Below are 18,907 nucleotides of genomic sequence, written 5' to 3' on the forward strand. Positions count from 1 at the left end.
TCCCTGATCACCGGGGGTGAGGAGCGCAGGAGCGCTGCGCGTGCCAGGGTCGCGGGGTGAGCGCAGTCGTCGACGCCGTCGTGGTGGGGGCCGGCCCCAACGGGCTGGCCGCCGCCGTGGTCCTCGCCCGTGCGGGCCTGCGCGTGGAGGTGCTCGAGCGCAACGCGACCGTGGGCGGGGGAGCGCGCACCGCCGAGCTGACCCTGCCCGGCTTCCACCACGACCTCGGCTCCGCCGTGCACCCCATGGCGCTCGCCTCGCCCTTCTTCCGGGCCTTCGACCTGCCCGCGCACGGGGTGGAGCTGCTGCAGCCGGAGGTCGCCTACGCGCAGCCGCTGGACGGCGGGCGGGCCGCCCTGGCCCTGCGCGACCTGGACGCCACCGCGGAGGGCCTGGGGGCGGACGGGGCCGCCTGGCGCGCGCTGCTCGGCCCGCTCGTCGCGCGGTGGCGCGAGGTCGTCGCCCTGGCCCTGGGGGACCTGCGCACCCCGCCGCGCTCGGTCGGGGAGCTGAGCGCCGCCGCCCGGCTCGCCGTCTCGGTGCTGGAGCAGGGCGGGCCCGCGTGGGGTGCGCGGTTCCGCACCGAGGAGGCCCCCGCCCTGCTGACGGGCGTGGCCGCGCACGCCGTCGCACCCCCTCGGGCCCTCGGGCCGGCCGGTGCCGGGCTGATGCTCGCCGCCCTCGCGCACGCCGTGGGCTGGCCGGTGCCCCGCGGCGGCTCGCAGTCGATCTCGGACGCCCTGGCCGCCGAGGTGCGCCGCCTGGGCGGGACGGTGCGCACCGGGGTGGAGGTCACCGACCTGCGCGAGCTGCCGCCGGCGCGCGCGGTGCTGCTGGACGTCGTGCCGCGCGGGCTGCTGCGGCTGGCGGGGGACCGGCTGCCGGAGCGGTACGCGGCGCAGCTGCGGCGCTGGCGGCACCGATCGGCCGCCGCGCCGGTGCACTTCGCCCTCGACGGCCCGGTCCCCTGGGCGGCGCCGGGCCTGGAGCGCGCCGGGACGGTGCACGTCGGCGGCACCCGCGCCGAGGTGGCCGCCGCCGAGCGCGAGGTCGCGGCGGGCCGGCACGCGCAGCGGCCCTACGTGCTGCTGTCGCAGCCGTCGCTGCTGGACCCCGCCCGCGCGCCCCGGGGGCAGCAGGTGCTGTGGACGTACGCGCACGTGCCGCTGGGTTCCACCGTCGACGTCGGCGACGCGGTGCAGGCGCAGCTGGAGCGGTTCGCGCCCGGCTTCGGGGACCGGGTCCTGGCCCGGCGCACCGTCACCGCCGTCGAGCTGGAGCGGCAGGACCCCAACCTGGTGCGGGGCGACATCTCCGGCGGGGCGGTCACGCCGTGGCAGCTGCTGTTCCGGCCGGTGCCGCGCTGGGACCCCTACCGGGTGCCGCTGCCGGTGCCCACGTACCTGTGCTCCTCGGCGACGGCGCCGTCGTCGGGGGTGCACGGCATGGCCGGGGTGCACGCGGCGCGGCGCGCCCTGCGGCAGGTGTTCGGCGTGCGCGTCGGCGCGGACGGGCTGTCCGCGCCGACGCGGTGAGCGCGAGGGTCGCCCTTCGATCCCCGGAGGCCACCGGGAGTTCCGCGGAAGTTCCGAGGGAGTTCCGCGGAGGTTCACGGTTCCGCTGAGGAACCCCCGGGTTTCACCGGTGGTTCCTCAGCGGCGGCCGACCGGGGCCGTGCCCTCGGCGGCGGTCAGGTCGAGCACCCCCGACAGGGACGGCAGGAACCTGCGCAGGTGCTCGCGGCTGCGGCGCGCGGCCTCGCGGTGCACGGGGTCGTGGTCGTACAGCTCCACGCTGATCCAGCCGTCCAGCCCGTCGGTCCCCAGCGCACGGCCGACCGCGGCGAAGTCGACGTCGCCGTCGCCGGGGACCAGGTGCGCGTGCACGCGGTCCGCGATGTCCTCCACCTGCAGGTGCCGGGTGATCGGCAGGTGCCGGGCGAGGGAACCGACCGGGTCGTCCTCGACGACGACCGCGTGGCCGAGGTCCTGGCTGAGCCAGAGGTCCTCGCTGCCGGTGCGGGCGATCACGGCGGCGACCTCGGCGTTCGTCTGGCAGTGGAAGCCCGGCTCGGGTTCGATGCCCAGCACGGTGCTGCCGCGCGGCAGGCCCTGGGCGTCCAGCTCGTCGTGCAGCACGTCGAGCAGTTCGGCGATCCCCTCGTCCAGCCAGCGGTCGGCGTCGGCCGCGGCGACGGCCGGGTGCCTGCTCCCGGTGGAGAACACCACGAGGGGGACACCGGTGCGCACGCCGATGCGCACGCCGCGGCGCAGCAGGTCGAGGCGGCGGCCCCGCTCGGCGGGGTCGGGGTCGACCAGGGCCGGCTCGAAGGGTAGTTCGCTGAGCAGGTGCGGGTCCCCGGTGGCGAGGCTGCACGCCACCAGGCCGGTCTGCTCGAGCACCCGGTGCAGGCGGTCGGCGTCTGCGGCCGAGAACGCCCACGGGTCGACGTGCTGCGCGTTCAGGGACAGTTCGATGCCGTCGTAACCGGTGTCGGCCAGGACGCGGACGGCGTCGTCCAGGGGGACCGATCGCAGGCCGTTGGCGTTGTAGGCGAGCCGTGTGGTCGATCCGCTGCGGTGGGAGGTGGGGTTGGGGTGCACCTGGGGGCTCCTCGTTCTCTGGGGGACAGGCGCGGGGCCCTGGGAACGGACCGTTTCGCAGACTGGCAGGAACCCGGCGGGTGCGCTCCCCGGAAGCGTGTTGCTCTGCGTCACCGTCGGGTGACGGTGCTCACGCCGGGTTCGGGGTGCGCGGGGCAGCCCGGACGGGCAGGGTGGCGACGTGCTGCTCCCACCGGCGCGCGCTGCGCGCGGAGGCCGACCGTGACGGCCACGACCACAGCCCAGGACGGTCCCGTCGTCCCGCCCTCCTCGCTGCAGGTGTACCGCGAACTCGGCGACCTCAAACGCCTGCGCGACGCGCGCGGTCCGGGTTCGCTCGCCGACCGGGCGTTCGTTCGGTCCTGGCGCACCGTCCTGCGCGACCCCTCGCCACGTGCAGTCGGTGAACTGGCCCGGCGCGAGACGGCGCACGCCCTGGCGGCCGCCCGCCTGGCCGGCGTGGACGCCGGTGTCCTGGCGCTGGCCGGGCTCACGCGGCCCGAGCGCCTGGACGTCCTGCGCCGGGCGTTCGACGCGGTGACCTCCACCGCCGACGGCGGCCTCGGTGACCTCGCGGACCTGCGGGAAGCGCTGGACCCGGAACCGCTGGACGAGGACCTGCTGCCGGCGGAACCGGGTTTCGTGCGGTCGCTGGTGCACCAGCCGCGCGCCGGCGCCACCCACCCGGTGCGCCCGAGGATCGTGGTCGAACCCCCCGAGAGCCACGGCGACCACTGCTTCACCACCGCCGTCTACTCCGCGCTGATCGCGCCGAGGTACGGCGTGGGGCGCGGTGAGGCGTTCCTCGTCGCACTGGCGCACCACCTGCCCAACGGCGACCTGCCGGACGCCGGCTTCGGCGGCGAGGTGCTGCTCGGCGAGCACTACCTGCCGGTGCTCGCCGCGCTGGAGGAGCGTTCCCTGGCGCAGCTGCCCACCGCCCTCGCCGCCCGGTTGCGCGAACTGCTGCCGCAGCGGGAGACGGCGGGTACCCCGGTCGGCCGGGTGTTCAACACCGCCGACGTCCTGGACCGCGTCCTCCAGGTCCACCACCACGCGCGCGCCGCAGGCTTCACCGCGGCGCAGGCGCTGGACGACCTGGACATCGTCCACCCGGGCGCCGTGCAGGAGTTCCAGCTGCGCGTGCTCGCCGACGCCGGCATCGCCGTGCGCTGAACCACCCCCACGTCCCTTCTCTCGAGACCGACGGAGAAACGGTGACCGACCCTCAGAAGCCGGACGACCCCGCGAGCACCGGGTGGGTGATCGCGGGCGCCGGCTGGGTGGCGCGCGACCACATGGCGCCCGCTCTCGCCGCCTCCCCGACCAGCCGCGTCGTCGCGGTCGTCGACCGGGACCTGGGCGCCGCCCGCGCGCTCGCGCAGCGGTTCCCCGGTGCCGTCGCCCACGACGACCTCGCGACCGCGTTCCGCACCCCCGGTGCGCAGGCCGCCTACGTGGCCACCCCGAACCACGCCCACCGCGAGGTCGCCGCCGCCGCCGCGGGCGCCGGGCTCGCGGTGCTGTGCGAGAAGCCCCTGGCCGCCTCCCTCGACGACGCCGCCGCGCTGGTGGCCGCCTGCGAGCGGGCGGGGGTGCTGGCGGCCACCGCGTTCGACCAGAGGTTCCACCCGGCGCACCGGCGCCTCGCGGAGCTCCTCGCGCAAGGGGTGCTCGGCACGGTGACGAGCGTGCGGATCGTCTACGGCTGCTGGTTGCCGCCGGGCTGGGCGCCGCCCGGAAGCACCACCGGCGACAACTGGCGGATCGATCCGGCGCGCGCCGGTGGCGGTGCGTACGTCGACCTCGCCCCGCACGGGCTGGACCTGGTGGGGGCGCTGCTCGGCGAGGACGTCGAGATCGCCACCACGCACGTGCAGCGGCGCGTGCACGACTACGCCGTCGACGACGGTTCCGTCCTCGTCGGCAGCACCTCGGCCGGTGTGCTCGTCACCATCGCGAACTCCTTCAACACGGTCGAGACGCTGCCGCGCCGCCGGCTGGAGGTCGTCGGCACCCGAGGTCAGCTGGTGGCGACGAACACCATGGGGCAGACCGCCGGCGGGACGCTGGAACTCATCGACGCCACCACGGGGGAGTCCTCGCCCGTGGAGTTCGACACCGCGACGTCACCGTTCGCCGCGCAGGTGCGCGCGGTCGAGGAGGCGCTGGCCGACCCGGGGCGCTGGCCGTTCCCGATGGCGCGGGACCTGCGGCTGCTGCACCTGCTCCACGACGCCCTGGGCGCCGGTGTGCCCGGCTCCCGGCCCGACCCCGTCCTCACCGCGCAGGAGGCCTGACGTGACCGGCCCGAACGACTCCCACGAGCTGCGCGGTGTGCGCGCCGGTGAACTGGCGCCGCTGCCCACCCGCGCCCACCGCTCCCACCGCGCGTACTCCTGCACGAACTGCGGGCACTGGCAGCGCTGGTTCGCGCACACCCCGCCGTCGCTGTGCCCGGTGTGCGCCGACGTGCGCAACGAGCTGCCCGAGGAGGGTTTCGCGTTCCGCACCGAGCGGGAGGTGGACGCGCTCGTCGAGACGTCCTGGCGCCAGGCCGTGCCCGGTGTCACGGAGTTCTGGTGCGACCCGGTCGTCGGCCTCGGCTCGCACGGCTGGGTGCTCCAGACGGACGACGGCCTGCTGGGTTTCGAGGCCGCGCCCTGGTACTCCGCGGCCGCGCTGGCCGAGCTGCGCCGGCGCGGGGGCCTGAGCGTCCTGGCCTCCAGCCACGTGCACGGTTTCGGCGGCCTGTGGCAGCTGCAGGACGAGCTGGACCCGCCGGTGGTGGCCGTCGGCGTGGACGACCTGGTGTGGACCAAGGCGTTCCGCGTGACGTACCCGGCGGACGACCACCTGGAACTCGCCCCGGGCATCGCGATGCACCGCACCGGCGGGCACTTCCCCGGCCACAGCGTCCTGCACGACGCCGGCCGCGGTCTGCTGTTCTGCGGCGACTCCCTGAAGATCGACCTGAACCCGGACGGCAGCGCCGCGGCCCTCAGCGCCCACAAGGCGTTCCACGCGCAGATCCCCCTCTCGCGCGCGGAGCTGCGGCGCATGCGCGAGATCGTCGGCGCCCTGGAGTTCGAGACGGTGTTCAGCCCGTTCGAGTTCGCCACCGGCGTCACCACCCGGCACGTCCTGGCACTGGTGGACCACATGCTCGCGAACCCCCCGTCGGCGGCACCCGTGCCGATGGACGTCCTCGAACCCGTGAAGGCGGTCATCGCGTGAGCGCACCCACCTCCCGTCCCCTCGTCGCCGACCACCCCGTCGAGCACCCGGGCGACGGAGCCGCCGAGCACGCCGCCACCACCCGCTTCCGCGGCGTGCTGGGCGCGGAGGGCCGCTACGAGTTCCCCACCTACCGGCTGGACGCGGTGGGGGTCCCGTCCTGGTGGACGATCGCCCCCGCGGGACCGGGCGGCTCGGCCGCCGCCGGGCACGGCTACGGGATCAGCGACGCCGACGCCCGCCGCTCCAGCTGGGGCGAGTCGGCCGAGCTGGGGCTGCTGCGAGAGCGGATCGCGACCCTGGAGCACCGGCGTGCCCCGTACGCGGCGCTGGTGGCGGAGTTCGGCGCCGACGCCGTCGTGGACCCGCCGGCGCTCTGCCTGGACGCCGGTGCCCCCTACGCCCCGGACGCGGTGCTGAACTGGGTGCCGTTGCAGCGGTGGGGCACCGGCGAGCGCGTGTGGGCCCCCGTCGACGTCGTGCTGCGCGACGCCGACGAACTGCCGCCCGGGATGGTCGACGACCTGCCGCACCTCGTCACCCGGCACGGCAACGGCCTCGGTGCCGGTGACACCCTGCACCGCGCCGTCGCCCACGGCATCGGCGAGCTCCTCCAGCGCGACGGCAACGGCACCCGGTTCCGCGCGATGGACACCGGCGTCGTCCTCGACCTCGGCCCGGGCGACGAGCAGGTGCGCGACCCCGCCACCCGCGAGGCGCTGGCGAGGCTGCGCGCCCGGGGCGTCCGGGTGGTGCCCAAGCTGGCGAACGACTGGTGGGGGATCGTCAACGTCACCGTCGTCGGCGCCGACGACGACCCCCTGCAGCCGGTGATGGTGACGGCCGCGGGCGAGGCCGCCCACCCGGACCGGGAGGTTGCGCTGCGCAAGGCCGTGCTGGAGTTCGCCGCCGCGCGCTCCCGCAAGGCCTTCACGCACGGTTCGCTGGACGCCGTGGCGGCGATCAGCCCGCCCGGGTACCTGGACCGCTACGCCGCGGACCCCGCCACCCAGGAGGAGCGGGCGCTGCGCGGCATGCTGCGCTGGCTGGGCATGGACGCCGACCAGCTGCGCGCGCTGCTGGAGCCCGTCGTGCTCGCCGAGCGCTCCCGGGTCCGGTTCGACTCCCTGCCCACCTGGTCCGCGCCCGCGGGCGCCGACGAGCAGGAGGCGCTGGCGGAGCACCTCGTCGGCCTGCTGCGCGAGCGGGGTTTCGACGTCCTCGTCCTGGACTGCTCCCGCCCGGACGACGGCGTCGCCGTGGCGCGCGTCGTCGTGCCCGGCCTGGAGGTGGAGATCGTGAGCTACGGCCGCATCGGCGAGCGCGGGGTGGCCGACCTGCTCGCCCGCGGCGACGGGCGCACCGGCCTGCACGGCATCGCCGGCCTGGGTGCGCCGGGGGAGCCGGGCGTGCCCGCCACCGCCGCACCCGTGCACCTGACCGCCCCCGCGCGCGAGCGCCTGGGTGGTCCGGCCTGGCTGGACCGCACCGCGATCGACCGCGTCCTGGGGGGGCTGTACCCCCTCTACCGCGAACCCGCCCTGCACGCCGCCGCCGTGGCACGCGCGAAGGGGTGGGACGCGTGAGGATCTGCTTCGTCAGCCGCCGGTACTGGCCGGCGGTCTCCGGGATGAGCGTGTACGCGGAGAAGCTGCTCACCGAGCTGACCGCGCGCGGGCACGAGGTCGTCCTCGTCTCGCAGTTCCGCGGCGACCCCGCCGGCAGCGCCGTGTACGGCGGTGGGCCGCCCCCGGCGGACCGCGTGCCCGCCGGGGTGCGCGCGATCGGCCTGGAGGCGCTGGGCGAGCAGCGCGTCGCCGACGGCCTGCCCGCCGACTTCGCCGCGGACGTGGCGACGATGCGCGACACCGTGCTGCGCCTGCACGCCGAGGAGCCGTTCGACCTGCTGCACGCCCAGTACGCCTGGCCCACCGGCGAGGCCGTCCTGCAGGCGTCCGCGGAACTCCGCCTGCCCTCGGTCGTCAGCGTGCAGGGCGGCGACGGGCACTGGGTGGGCCTGTGCTGCCCGGAGCACTCCGCGGGCATCCGCACCGTCCTGGACCGCGCCGGTGCCGTCCTCATCGGTTCGCGCACCTTCGCCGACGAGGTCGTCGAGCACCACGGCACCGACCCGGGCCGGTTCACCCTCGTCGGCGGTGCCACCGACACCGCCGCGTTCTCCCCGGCCGACGACGCCGCCGTCGGCGAGCTGCCCGCCGGCCGCCCGGCGACGCTGCTCTTCCACGGCCGGGTGGACCGCCGCAAGGGCGTGCTGGACCTGCTGCACGCCCTCGCCGCGCTGCGGGCCGAGGGCCGCGACGTGCGGCTGCTCGTCTCCGGCATCGGCCCCGACGTCACCGCCGTCGCCGACCTCGTCGCCGAGCTGGGTCTCGGCGACGCCGTCGAGCAGCGCGGCTACGTCCCCTACGACGCCGCTCCCGCCGTCTACCGCCAGGCCGACGTGTTCGTGTCCCCGACGCAGTCGGAGGGGTTCTCCAACACCATCCTGGAGGCGATGGCGGCCGGGCTGCCGGTGGTGACCACCCGCACCGTCGGCGTCGTGGACTGCGTGCGCGACGGGGAGAACGGCCTGCTGCACGACGTCGGCGACGTCGTCGGCCTGACCGCCGCGCTGCGCCGCCTGCTCGACGACCCGGCCCTGGGCCCGAAGCTCGCGCGGCAGGCGCTGGCGGAGGTGCGGGAGGTGTGGTCCTGGCCGGCGCTGACCGCGCGCATCGAGGAGGTCTACGACCGCCTCGCGGGGACCGCCCCCGACACCTCGTGGACCGCGCTGGAGCCGGGTTCGCGGCACACCAGCGCCGGCCGCGGCGTCGAGCCCGTCGAACCGGCCACGTCCTGCCGGTTCCTCACCGCCCCGCACCTGCTGTGAGCGCGGCACCCGCGAGCCCCGCACCCGACGGCGCGGCGCTGCCCCGGGCGGCGCGCGTGCTCGCCGTCTCCCCGCACCTGGACGACGCCGCGTTCTCCGCGGGCGCTCTCCTGGCAGGCCTGGCCGCGGCGGGGGTCGACGTCCTCGTGGTCACCGTCTTCACCGGCAGCGTGCCCCACCCGACCGGGTTCGCCCTGGCGTGCCAGACCGACAAGGGCCTGGCCGCCGACGTGGACTACATGGCGCTGCGCCGCGCCGAGGACGACGCCGCCCTGGCGGCTCTCGGCGTGCGCGGGCGGCACCTGCCGCTGCTGGAGGCCCCGCACCGCGGGTACACCGGCGCCGCCGCGCTCTTCGGCCCCGTCGTCGCGGGCGACGAGGGGTGCCCGCTGGCGGTCGAGGAGGCCGTCGGCGAGGTCCTCGACGGGGAGCTCGGCGGTGAGGTGGACCTGCTGCTGGGCCCGCAGGCCCTGGGCGACCACGTCGACCACCGGCACGTGCGCGACGCGGTGGACGCGCTCGCGCACCGCCGCGGGCTGCTCCTCAGCCGCTGGGCCGACACGCCCTACGTTCTGCGAGCGGGCGCCCACGCACCGGCGGGCGCACCGCGCCGGCCGTGGGAGGGGGAGCTGGAGGCCAAGGTGGCCGCCTGCGCCGCCTACGCCACCCAGCTCGGCTTCCAGTTCGACGGGGAGGCGGCGATGGCCCGGGCGCTGCGCGGGCTGCCGGAGACGTTCGACCCGCCGCTGCCACCGGCCTGAGGGACCACGAGACGCCGAGAGCGGCGCNCCGCTCTCGGCGTCTCGATCCAGGTGCCCCCGGCAGGACTCGAACCTGCGCACACGGCTCCGGAGGCCGATGCTCTATCCGCTGAGCTACGGGGGCTGACAGCAGGAACAACCGTACCAGCGTCCGCCGCCGCCCCCGACCACCTCCCGCCCCGTCCGGCGCACCGGCGCGGGGTGGGGCGGGGCGGGGCCACCGGTAGGCTTGGCGCCCGTGACCCCCGCCGAGCTCTCCACCGCCCTGCGGGACGCTCTGATGTCGGCCGTGCAGGCCGGCGAGCTGTCCCTCGACCCCGCCGACGTCCCGGCCGAGGTCCGCGTGGAGCGCCCCAAGAACCGCGACCACGGCGACTGGGCGACCAGCGTGGCCCTGCAGCTGGCCAAGAAGGCCGGCCGGCCGCCGCGCGACGTCGCCGCCCTGGTGCGCGAGCGGCTCGTGCGCGTGCCCGGCGTGAAGGCCGTCGACATCGCCGGCCCCGGGTTCCTCAACGTCACCCTGGACGCCGCCGCGGCCGGTGAGCTGGCCCGCGCGATCGTCGAGGCCGGCACGGCCTACGGCACCGCGGCCGAGCCCACCGGCGAGAGGGTGAACCTGGAGTTCGTCTCCGCCAACCCCACCGGCCCCATCCACCTGGGCGGGACCCGCTGGGCCGCGGTCGGCGACTCCCTGGCGCGCATCCTCACCGCTTCCGGTGCGCAGGTGACCCGCGAGTACTACTTCAACGACCACGGCGCGCAGATCGACCGCTTCGCCCGCTCGCTGCTGGCCGCCGCGCACGGCGAGCCCACCCCGGAGGACGGCTACGGCGGCGCGTACATCGGTGAGATCGCCCAGCAGGTCGTCGCGCGGGTGCCCGGCCTGCTGGAGCAGCCGCGCGAGCAGCAGCAGGAGGCCTTCCGCCGCGAGGGCGTCGAGCTGATGTTCGGCGAGATCAAGAAGACCCTCGCCGACTTCGGCGTCGAGTTCGACGTCTACTTCCACGAGGACTCCCTGCACACCTCCGGCGCGGTCGAGCGGGCCGTGGCGCGCCTGCGCGAGCTGGGCCGCGTCTACGAGGCCGACGGTGCGACCTGGTTGCGCACCAGCGACTTCGGCGACGACAAGGACCGCGTCGTCGTCAAGAGCGACGGGCAGCCGGCCTACATCTCCGGGGACCTGGCGTACTACCTCGACAAGCGCGAGCGCGGTTTCGACCGGTGCGTGCTGATGCTCGGCGCCGACCACCACGGCTACGTCGGCCGGATGATGGCGATGTGCGCGGCGTTCGGCGACGAGCCGGGCACCAACCTCGAGATCCTCATCGGGCAGATGGTCAACCTGCTCAAGGACGGGGTGCCCGTCCGCATGAGCAAGCGCGCCGGCACCGTCGTGACGCTCGAGGACCTCGTCGAGCAGGTCGGCGTCGACGCCGCCCGGTACTCCCTGGTGCGCTCCTCGGTGGACACCTCCATCGACATCGACCTGGACCTGCTCGTCAAGCGCAGCAACGACAACCCGGTCTACTACGTGCAGTACGCGCACGCCCGCACCTCCAACGTCGCGGTGAACGCCGCGGCCGCCGGGGTGCACCGCGAGGACGCCTTCGACCCGGCGCTGCTGACCGACGAGACCGAGTCGCTCCTGCTGGCCGCGCTCGCGGAGTTCCCCTCCGTGGTCGCGCGCGCCGGGGAGCTGCGCGAGCCGCACCGCCTGGCGCGCTACCTGGAGGAGCTCGCGGGCCGGTTCCACAAGTTCTACGACGCCTGCCGGGTCACCCCCCGCGCCGGCGAGGAGGTCACCGACGTGCACCGAACCCGCCTGTGGGTCAACGACGCCACCCGGCAGGTGCTCGCCAACGGCCTGGCGCTGCTGGGCGTGAGCGCCCCGGAGCGCATGTAGTGGCCCGCACCCACGAGGCCGGCCAGCTGCACGCGCCGGGGTCCTCGGCCATCGCCTTCGTGCCCGCCTGGCTCACGCCGCCCGCGGACGCCAACGAGCTGCTGCCGAAGCTGTGGGCGCGCACCGTCGAGCGCGGCGCCGACGGCGCGCTGCGGGTGGGCGGAGTGGGCGTCGCCCAGCTCGCCGCCGAGCACGGCACCCCGCTGTACGTCGTCGACGAGCTCGACTTCCGCTCGCGCGCCACCGCGTTCCGCGACGCCTTCGCCGGCGCCTTCGCTGACCTGTGCGGGGGAGCGGACGTCTACTACGCCACCAAGGCGTTCGTCGCCACGGGCGTGGCCCGCTGGCTCGCCGAGGACGGCCTCAGCCTGGACACCTCCTCCTCCGGCGAGCTGGAGCTGGGCCTGCGCGGCGGGGTCCCGGGGGAGCGGATCGCGCTGCACGGCAACAACAAGTCGCGCGCGGAGATCGAGAAGGCCCTGCGCGCGGGCGTCGGCCGCGTCGTCGTGGACTCCCTGCAGGAGGTCGACGTCGTCGCCGACGTCGCGGCCTCGCTGGGTGTGGTGGCACCCGTCATGCTGCGCATCACCGTCGGGGTGGAGGCGCACACGCACTCCTACATCGCCACCGCCCACGAGGACCAGAAGTTCGGGCTGTCGCTGGCCTCCGGTGTGGCGGAGGCGGCCGTCGCGAAGGTGCTGGCCAGGCCGGAGCTGCGGCTGCTGGGCCTGCACAGCCACATCGGTTCCCAGATCTTCGACATGGGCGGTTTCGAGGTCTCCGCCCGGCGCCTGCTGGGCCTGCACCGGGCCGTCGAGCGCGAGCACGGGGTGACCCTGCCCGAGATGGACCTGGGCGGCGGCTTCGGCGTGGCCTACACGTCCGAGCACGACCCGCTGGGACCGGAGGAGATCGCCGGCCGCCTCGCCGACATCGTCTCGCGCGAGTGCCTGGCGCAGGGCATCGCCGTCCCGCGGATCTCCGTGGAACCGGGCCGGGCCATCGCCGCTCCCAGCACCTTCACCCTCTACGAGGTCGGCACCACCAAGGACGTCGAGCTGGACGGCGGCGTGCGCCGGCGCTACGTCTCCGTCGACGGCGGCATGAGCGACAACATCCGCACCGCCCTGTACGACGCGGACTACTCCGCCACCCTGGCCTCGCGCGCCTCCGGCGCGCCGGGCGTGCTCTCCCGCGTGGTGGGCAAGCACTGCGAGAGCGGCGACGTCGTCGTCAAGGACGAGTTCCTGCCCGCCGACGCCGGTGCCGGCGACCTGCTCGCGGTCCCCGGCACGGGTGCCTACTGCCGCAGCATGGCCAGCAACTACAACCAGATCACGCGGCCCGCCGTGGTGTCGGTGCGCGACGGCGTCTCCACGGTGCTGGTGCGCCGCGAGACGCCCGAGGACCTGCTGGCGCTCGACGCCGGGTGACGGGCGGGGGCGCACGGGCGTCACGCGGGGTGAGAGGGTGTCCGGGGCCCCGTCGGGGTGCCGGTGGGAACAGGACGGTGGAGGGACGACTGCGGTGGAGCCGGTGAAGGTCGCGTTGCTGGGGTGCGGGGTGGTCGGCACCGAGGTGGCGCGGCTGCTGACGACGCAGGCCGACGAGCTCGCCGCCCGGGTGGGCGCGCCCCTGGAGCTGGCCGGCATCGCCGTGCGCCGCCTCGGCCGCGACCGCGGCCTGCAGGTGGACCCGGCGCTGTTCACCACCGACGCGGAGGAGCTCGTCACCCGCGCCGACGTGGTGGTGGAGGTCATCGGCGGCATCGAGCCCGCGCGCTCGCTGATGCTGCGCGCGATCGAGCACGGCGCCTCCGTCGTCACCGCGAACAAGGCGCTGCTGGCCGCAGACGGCCCCACCCTGTACGAGGCGGCCGCCGAGCGGGGCGTGGACCTGTACTACGAGGCGTCCGTGGCCGGCGCGATCCCGCTGCTGCGGCCCCTGCGCGAGTCCCTGGTGGGCGACCGCGTCACCCGCGTGCTCGGCATCGTCAACGGCACCACCAACTACGTGCTGGACCAGATGGACACCACCGGCACGGGGTACGCCGAGGCCGTGGAGCAGGCGCAGGCGCTCGGCTACGCCGAGGCGGACCCCACCGCCGACGTGGAGGGCTTCGACGCCGCGGCCAAGGCGGCCATCCTGGCCTCGCTGGCCTTCCACACCCGCGTCTCGCTCGACGACGTGCACCGGGAGGGCATCTCGGAGGTCAGCGCCGCGGACGTGCGCGCCGCCCAGGCGCAGGGCTGCGTCGTGAAGCTGCTCGCCATCGCCGAGCGCAGCACCGGCCCCGGCGGCGAGGACGCCGTCTCGGTGCGCGTGCACCCGGCGATGATGCCGCGCGAGCACCAGCTCGCCGGGGTGCGCGGTGCCTTCAACGCCGTCTTCGTCGAGGCGGAGGCGGCCGGTGAGCTGATGTTCTACGGCCCCGGCGCTGGCGGGGGCCCCACGGCCAGCGCCGTGCTCGGCGACGTCGTGGCCGCGGCCCGGCACCGCCGCGCGGGTGGCCGCGGGCCGGGGGAGTCCGCGTACGCGGACCTGCCGGTGCTGCCCATGGACGACACCGTCACCCGCTACCACGTGCGCCTGGACGTGGCCGACAAGCCGGGCGTGCTGGCGCAGGTCGCCGGCGTGTTCGCCGCCCACGGCGTCTCGATCGAGGCCGTGCAGCAGCGGCAGGAACCGGCCGGCCCGGGCGGGCGCGGGCGTGCGGTGCTGGTGGTGGTGACCCACAGCGCCCCCGACGCGGCGCTGGCGGCGACGGTGGACGAGCTGGAGGACCTGGAGATCGTGGACTCGGTGGCGGGCGTGATGCGCGTGGAGGGCCACGAGGCCCGTGCTGAGGCGAAGGGGGGCGTCGCCTGATGGCGCACGTGTGGCGGGGCCTGATCGAGGAGTACCGCGACCGCCTGCCGGTCAGCGAGGCGACCCCCGTCGTCACGCTCGGCGAGGGCGGCACACCCCTGGTGCACGCCCGGCACCTGTCCGAGCGGATCCGCGGCCGGGTGTACCTGAAGGTGGAGGGCTGCAACCCCACCGCGTCCTTCAAGGACCGCGGCATGACGATGGCGATGAGCAAGGCCAAGGAGAACGGTGCCGAGGTCGTCATCTGCGCCTCCACCGGCAACACCTCCGCCTCCGCCGCCGCGTACGCCACCGCCGCCGGCATCCGCTGCGCGGTCCTCGTGCCCGACGGCAAGATCGCCATGGGCAAGCTGTCGCAGGCCGTCGCCCACGGCGCCACGCTGCTGCAGGTGGACGGCAACTTCGACGACTGCCTCACCCAGGCGCGCAAGCTGGCCGAGGCGTACCCGGTCGAGCTGGTGAACTCCGTGAACCCGTTCCGCATCGAGGGCCAGAAGACCGGCGCGTTCGAGGTCGTGGACGTCCTGGGCGACGCGCCGGACATCCACGCCCTGCCCGTGGGCAACGCAGGGAACATCACCGCGTACTGGAAGGGCTACTGCGAGTACGCGGCCGACGGTGTGGCGACGAAGCGCCCGAAGATGTGGGGCTTCCAGGCGGCCGGGGCGGCCCCGCTGGTCAAGGGGCACCCGGTCGACGAGCCGGAGACCGTCGCCACCGCCATCCGCATCGGTCACCCGGCCTCGTGGACCGGTGCCACGACCGCGCGCGACGACTCCGGTGGGCGCATCGACGCCGTCACCGACGAGCAGATCCTCGCCGCGCACCGCTGGCTGTCCTCCAAGGAGGGCGTCTTCGTCGAGCCCGCCTCGGCCGCGGGCGTGGCCGGCCTGCTCGCCGCCAGCGAGGCGGGTGAGGTCGAGGAGGGGCTGACCGTCGTGATCACCGTCACCGGGCACGGCCTGAAGGACCCGCAGTGGGCGCTGGAGCTGGCCGGTGCCCCCGGTGCCGACGGGCGGCGGCGTCCCGTGGAACCCGTGCGGGTGCAGCCCGACGCGGTGACCATCGCCCGCGCCCTCGACCTCGACGTCTGAGGGCGGTGCTGCCCGTGAGCGGCACGCCCGCGGCGCCCGGCCGGGTCCCGGCCGCGCTGCCCGCCGGCACGGCGACGACCGTGCGGGTGCCGGCCACCAGCGCGAACCTCGGCCCCGGCTTCGACGCCTTCGGCCTGGCCCTGGAGCTGCACGACGAGGTGCGCGCCCGCGTGGGCGGCGACGGGGTGCGCGTGCACGTCGACGGCGAGGGCGCCGACCGGCTGCCCACCGACGCGCGGCACCTCGTGGCGCGCGTGGCGCTGGAGGAGCTGGCTGCCGCGGGGTGCACCGCGCCGGGGCTGGAGCTGTTCTGCCGCAACGTGATCCCGCAGGGGCGTGGTCTCGGTTCGTCGGCGTCGGCGATCGTGGCCGGCCTGGCCGTGGCGCACGGGCTCCTCCAGGCCGCCGGCCGTGGCGCCGGGCCGGAGGGCGAGGTGCGCGAGCGCCTGCTCCTGGAGGCGGGGCGCCGGGAGGGTCACCCGGACAACGCCGCACCGGCCGTCGTCGGGGGGTTCACGATCGCCTGGACCCGCGGTGACGACCCCACGCACCCGGAGGCGGTGCGTGCGGTGCGCCTGCAGGTGCACCCGGACGTGCGCGCGGTGGTGTGCGTGCCCGACGAGCAGCTGGCGACCTCCCGTGCCCGGGCGCTGCTGCCGGTCACGGTGGCGCACGCCGACGCCGCGCTCACCGCCGGCCGCGCCGGTCTCCTCGTGCACGCGCTGACGAGCGCGCCGGAGCTGCTGCTGGACGCCACCGTGGACCGCCTGCACCAGGAGCAGCGCGGCCCCGCCATGCCGCGCACCGCGCAGCTGCTGGGTCGCCTGCGCGAGGAGGGACTGGCCGCGGTCGTGTCCGGTGCGGGCCCGAGCGCCCTGGTGCTCGTGCCGGCGGCGCGCGTGCAGGAGGTGCAGCGGGTCGCAGCGCGCGAGGGCGGCTGGCGAGTTCTGCCCGTGCCGGTCGCGCAGCAGGGCGTCACCTGGACCCCGGGCGGCTGAGCCCGGGCGACTGACCCCCGGGCGGCTGAACCCCGGCGGGGGCGGCCCGGCGCGTCCGGTCGGGGGACCGGGACCGTGGCGCCGTGTCGTGGTGTTACGATCGTGGCAGCACCTCACCGGCGGGGTCGCGTTCCTCTTTTCTGCGCATGCTCTCCTCGTCGAACGGTGCGCACCCACGACGCTTCGCGCTCTCTGCGCGTCCGTGGAGACAGTACCTGCCTGTTGCAGGCAGTCATCGCGACCGTGCCTCTTCTGCCGGCCCGTCGCTCTGGACGAGGGGGAAGGACCTTCGTGACCGACACCACCGACATCGCTGCCACCGACGGCGCAGCCGCGCCCCGCCGCACCGGCAGCCTCTCCGCCCTGCGCCTGCCCCAGCTGCAGGCCCTGGCCGCGGAGCTCGGGATCAGCGGCACCGGCCGCATGCGCAAGGTGGACCTGCTCGCCGCCATCCGCGAGCACCAGGCTGCGGTGCCGCAGCGCTCCGAGAGCTCCGCCGAGCAGGCCGTCCCCGCCGACGCGGTCGAGGCGCTGGCCGCGCCCGTGGCCCCGGCGGCCGCGCCTGCCGCTCCTGCCGCTCCTGCGGCCGAGCCCGCAGCTCCCGCGGCCGAGCCCGCAGCTCCCGCGGCCGAGCCCGCCGCTGCGGCTGCTGAACCCACCACGGCGGCCGAGCCGACCGCACCGGCCACCGGCCGCCGGTCCCGCCGCGCCGGCGCTCCCGCCGGGGCCCCGCCGGCTCCCCGGGAGCAGCCCGAGCAGTCCACCGCTGCGGGTACCGCGCCCGAGGCCGGCCCCCAGGACCGGCCCGCGCAGCGCGCCGAGGGCCGTCGCGAGGACGGCGCCGACGCGCCGAGCCTGCCGACGCTGGAGGAGTTCACCTCCCGGGCCGAGCGTCCCGAGCGGCTCTCCCGCCGCGAGCGCGCCCGCCGCGACCGCGTGCGCGAGCCCGACCAGCAGGTGGAACTGCCTCAGCTCCCGCGCCGCGAGGCCGAGGGCGGTGAGCAGCGCACCGACCGCGCCGAGCAGCGTGCGGACCGCGGTGAGCAGCGTGCGGACCGCGGTGAGCAGCGTGCGGACCGCGGTGAGCAGCGTACGGACCGCGGTGAGCAGCGTACGGACCGCGGTGAGCAGCGTGCGGACCGCGGTGAGCAGCGCACGGACCGCGCCGAGCAGCGCACGGACCGCGGTGAGCAGCGCGCTCCCCGGGAGGACCGCGAGCCCCGTGCCGCGTCAGGGGGCGGTACCGGCCCCTCCGACGACTTCGACGACGACCGCGGCGGCCGCCGCGGCCGCCGCAACCGCTACCGCGACCGCAAGGGCCGCCGCGGCGGGCGCGACGGCGGCGTGCCCGAGGTCGACACGGAGATCAGCGAGGACGACGTCCTGCTTCCGGTCGCCGGCATCCTCGACGTGCTCGACAACTACGCGTTCATCCGCACCTCCGGGTACCTGGCCGGGGCGAACGACGTCTACGTCTCGCTGAACCAGGTGAAGAAGAACAACCTGCGCCCCGGTGACGCGGTGACCGGTGCGGTCCGCCAGCCCCGCGAGGGCGAGCAGCAGGGGCAGCGCGCGAAGTTCAACGCGCTGGTGCGCGTGGACACCGTCAACGGCGCACCGCCGGAGCAGGCCCGCAACCGCCCGGACTTCACCAAGCTCACGCCGCTGTACCCGCAGGAGCGGCTGCGCCTGGAGACCGAGCCCAACGTCCTGACGACGCGCATCATCGACCTGATGTCGCCGCTCGGGAAGGGGCAGCGCGGCCTGATCGTCGCTCCACCGAAGGCGGGCAAGACGATGGTCATGCAGGCCATCGCCAACGCGATCACGACCAACAACCCCGAGTGCCACCTCATGGTCGTCCTCGTCGACGAGCGGCCCGAAGAGGTCACCGACATGCAGCGCACGATCAAGGGTGAGGTCATCGCCTCCACCTTCGACCGTCCCGCCGCCGACCACACCGCGGTCGCCGAGCTCGCCATCGAGCGGGCCAAGCGCCTCGTGGAGCTCGGCAACGACGTCGTCGTGCTGCTGGACTCGCTGACCCGCCTGTCGCGCGCCTACAACATCTCGGCGCCGGCCAGCGGTCGGATCCTGTCCGGTGGTGTCGACGCGTCGGCGCTGTACCCGCCGAAGCGCTTCTTCGGCGCGGCTCGCAACGTCGAGAACGGCGGCTCCCTGACGATCCTCGCCTCGGCGCTGGTCGAGACCGGCTCCAAGGCCGACGAGGTCATCTTCGAGGAGTTCAAGGGCACCGGGAACATGGAGGTGCGGCTGTCGCGCCAGCTGGCCGACAAGCGCATCTTCCCCGCGGTCGACGTGCCGGCCTCCGGCACCCGCCGCGAGGAGATCCTCATGTCGCGCGAGGAGCTGCAGACCGTCTGGAAGCTCCGCCGCGTGGTCACCGCGCTCGACGCGCAGGCCTCCATCGAGCTGCTCCTGGACCGCCTGAAGAAGACCCGCAGCAACCTCGAGTTCCTCGTCCAGGTGCAGAAGTCGACGCCCCTGGTCAACAAGGACTCCGACGACTGACCAGCACGACCACCGGCGGCC

Annotated in this window: 14 protein-coding genes and 1 tRNA gene; 13 read left to right on the forward strand and 2 right to left on the reverse strand. The window is 75.6% G+C overall.

Annotation, left to right across the window (positions count from 1 at the left end):
* The first annotated feature begins 56 nt into the window (after positions 1 to 56).
* Positions 57 to 1,535: an NAD(P)/FAD-dependent oxidoreductase gene (locus MN205_RS12360; RefSeq protein ID WP_242127661.1), complete on the forward strand. Its 1,479-nt coding sequence runs from the start codon at positions 57 to 59 to the stop codon at positions 1,533 to 1,535.
* Positions 1,536 to 1,652: 117 nt separating this feature from the next.
* Here the strand turns inward: MN205_RS12360 and MN205_RS12365 are convergent, their stop codons facing one another.
* Positions 1,653 to 2,603 carry a sugar phosphate isomerase/epimerase gene (locus MN205_RS12365; RefSeq protein ID WP_242127663.1) on the reverse strand — a complete coding sequence of 317 codons (951 nt, stop codon included), beginning with the start codon at positions 2,601 to 2,603 and terminating at the stop codon, positions 1,653 to 1,655.
* Positions 2,604 to 2,825: 222 nt separating this feature from the next.
* On the opposite strand from MN205_RS12365, the gene MN205_RS12370 reads away from it, so the two are divergent.
* The 6 genes from MN205_RS12370 to MN205_RS12395 are packed head-to-tail and all read left to right on the forward strand — an operon-like array spanning position 2,826 to position 9,491.
* On the forward strand, positions 2,826 to 3,779 hold the full coding sequence (locus MN205_RS12370; RefSeq protein WP_242127665.1) for a hypothetical protein: 954 nt from the start codon (positions 2,826 to 2,828) through the stop codon (positions 3,777 to 3,779).
* A 41-nt stretch (positions 3,780 to 3,820) separates the two neighbouring features.
* Positions 3,821 to 4,903: a Gfo/Idh/MocA family protein gene (locus MN205_RS12375; RefSeq protein ID WP_242127667.1), complete on the forward strand. Its 1,083-nt coding sequence runs from the start codon at positions 3,821 to 3,823 to the stop codon at positions 4,901 to 4,903.
* 1 nt (position 4,904) lies between these two features.
* Positions 4,905 to 5,840 (forward strand): MBL fold metallo-hydrolase, encoded by a 936-nt coding sequence (locus MN205_RS12380; RefSeq protein ID WP_242127669.1) that lies wholly within the window; start codon positions 4,905 to 4,907, stop codon positions 5,838 to 5,840.
* Positions 5,837 to 7,426, forward strand: a complete 1,590-nt coding sequence (locus MN205_RS12385) for a YcaO-like family protein (protein ID WP_242127672.1) — start codon at positions 5,837 to 5,839, stop codon at positions 7,424 to 7,426. Before MN205_RS12380 ends, MN205_RS12385 begins: the two co-directional genes overlap by 4 nt.
* Entirely contained in the window at positions 7,423 to 8,730 is a 1,308-nt protein-coding gene (locus MN205_RS12390) for a glycosyltransferase family 4 protein (RefSeq protein ID WP_242127674.1), read from the forward strand. The genes MN205_RS12385 and MN205_RS12390 overlap by 4 nt, the downstream gene beginning before the upstream one ends.
* Positions 8,727 to 9,491, forward strand: a complete 765-nt coding sequence (locus MN205_RS12395) for a PIG-L family deacetylase (RefSeq protein WP_242127676.1) — start codon at positions 8,727 to 8,729, stop codon at positions 9,489 to 9,491. Before MN205_RS12390 ends, MN205_RS12395 begins: the two co-directional genes overlap by 4 nt.
* A 52-nt stretch (positions 9,492 to 9,543) precedes the next feature.
* On the opposite strand, the gene MN205_RS12400 is transcribed toward MN205_RS12395, so the two are convergent.
* Positions 9,544 to 9,615: transfer RNA gene (locus MN205_RS12400), tRNA-Arg, on the reverse strand.
* A gap of 114 nt (positions 9,616 to 9,729) precedes the next feature.
* Between MN205_RS12400 and argS the strand changes: the two genes are divergently transcribed.
* The 6 genes from argS (at position 9,730) to rho (ending at position 18,886) form a co-directional block, all read left to right on the forward strand.
* A complete protein-coding gene (gene argS / locus MN205_RS12405; protein WP_242127677.1) occupies positions 9,730 to 11,394 on the forward strand; it encodes an arginine--tRNA ligase in 1,665 nt (554 codons plus the stop codon).
* On the forward strand, positions 11,394 to 12,827 hold the full coding sequence (lysA, locus tag MN205_RS12410) for a diaminopimelate decarboxylase (protein ID WP_242127679.1): 1,434 nt from the start codon (positions 11,394 to 11,396) through the stop codon (positions 12,825 to 12,827). Before argS ends, lysA begins: the two co-directional genes overlap by 1 nt.
* A gap of 103 nt (positions 12,828 to 12,930) precedes the next feature.
* Positions 12,931 to 14,262: a homoserine dehydrogenase gene (locus tag MN205_RS12415; RefSeq protein WP_242127681.1), complete on the forward strand. Its 1,332-nt coding sequence runs from the start codon at positions 12,931 to 12,933 to the stop codon at positions 14,260 to 14,262.
* The gene (gene thrC / locus MN205_RS12420) at positions 14,262 to 15,356 is read left to right on the forward strand and encodes a threonine synthase (RefSeq protein WP_242127683.1); all 1,095 of its coding nucleotides are present in this window, start codon (positions 14,262 to 14,264) and stop codon (positions 15,354 to 15,356) included. The genes MN205_RS12415 and thrC overlap by 1 nt, the downstream gene beginning before the upstream one ends.
* A 14-nt stretch (positions 15,357 to 15,370) precedes the next feature.
* On the forward strand, positions 15,371 to 16,354 hold the full coding sequence (gene thrB, locus MN205_RS12425; protein WP_242127685.1) for a homoserine kinase: 984 nt from the start codon (positions 15,371 to 15,373) through the stop codon (positions 16,352 to 16,354).
* Between the two features lie 291 nt (positions 16,355 to 16,645).
* Complete coding sequence (gene rho / locus MN205_RS12430) at positions 16,646 to 18,886, forward strand: transcription termination factor Rho (RefSeq protein WP_242127687.1); 2,241 nt, start codon at positions 16,646 to 16,648, stop codon at positions 18,884 to 18,886.
* Positions 18,887 to 18,907: the final 21 nt, after the last annotated feature.

The organism is Kineococcus sp. TRM81007 (genome assembly GCF_022669155.1).
In the GTDB taxonomy this organism is placed as follows: domain Bacteria; phylum Actinomycetota; class Actinomycetes; order Actinomycetales; family Kineococcaceae; genus Kineococcus.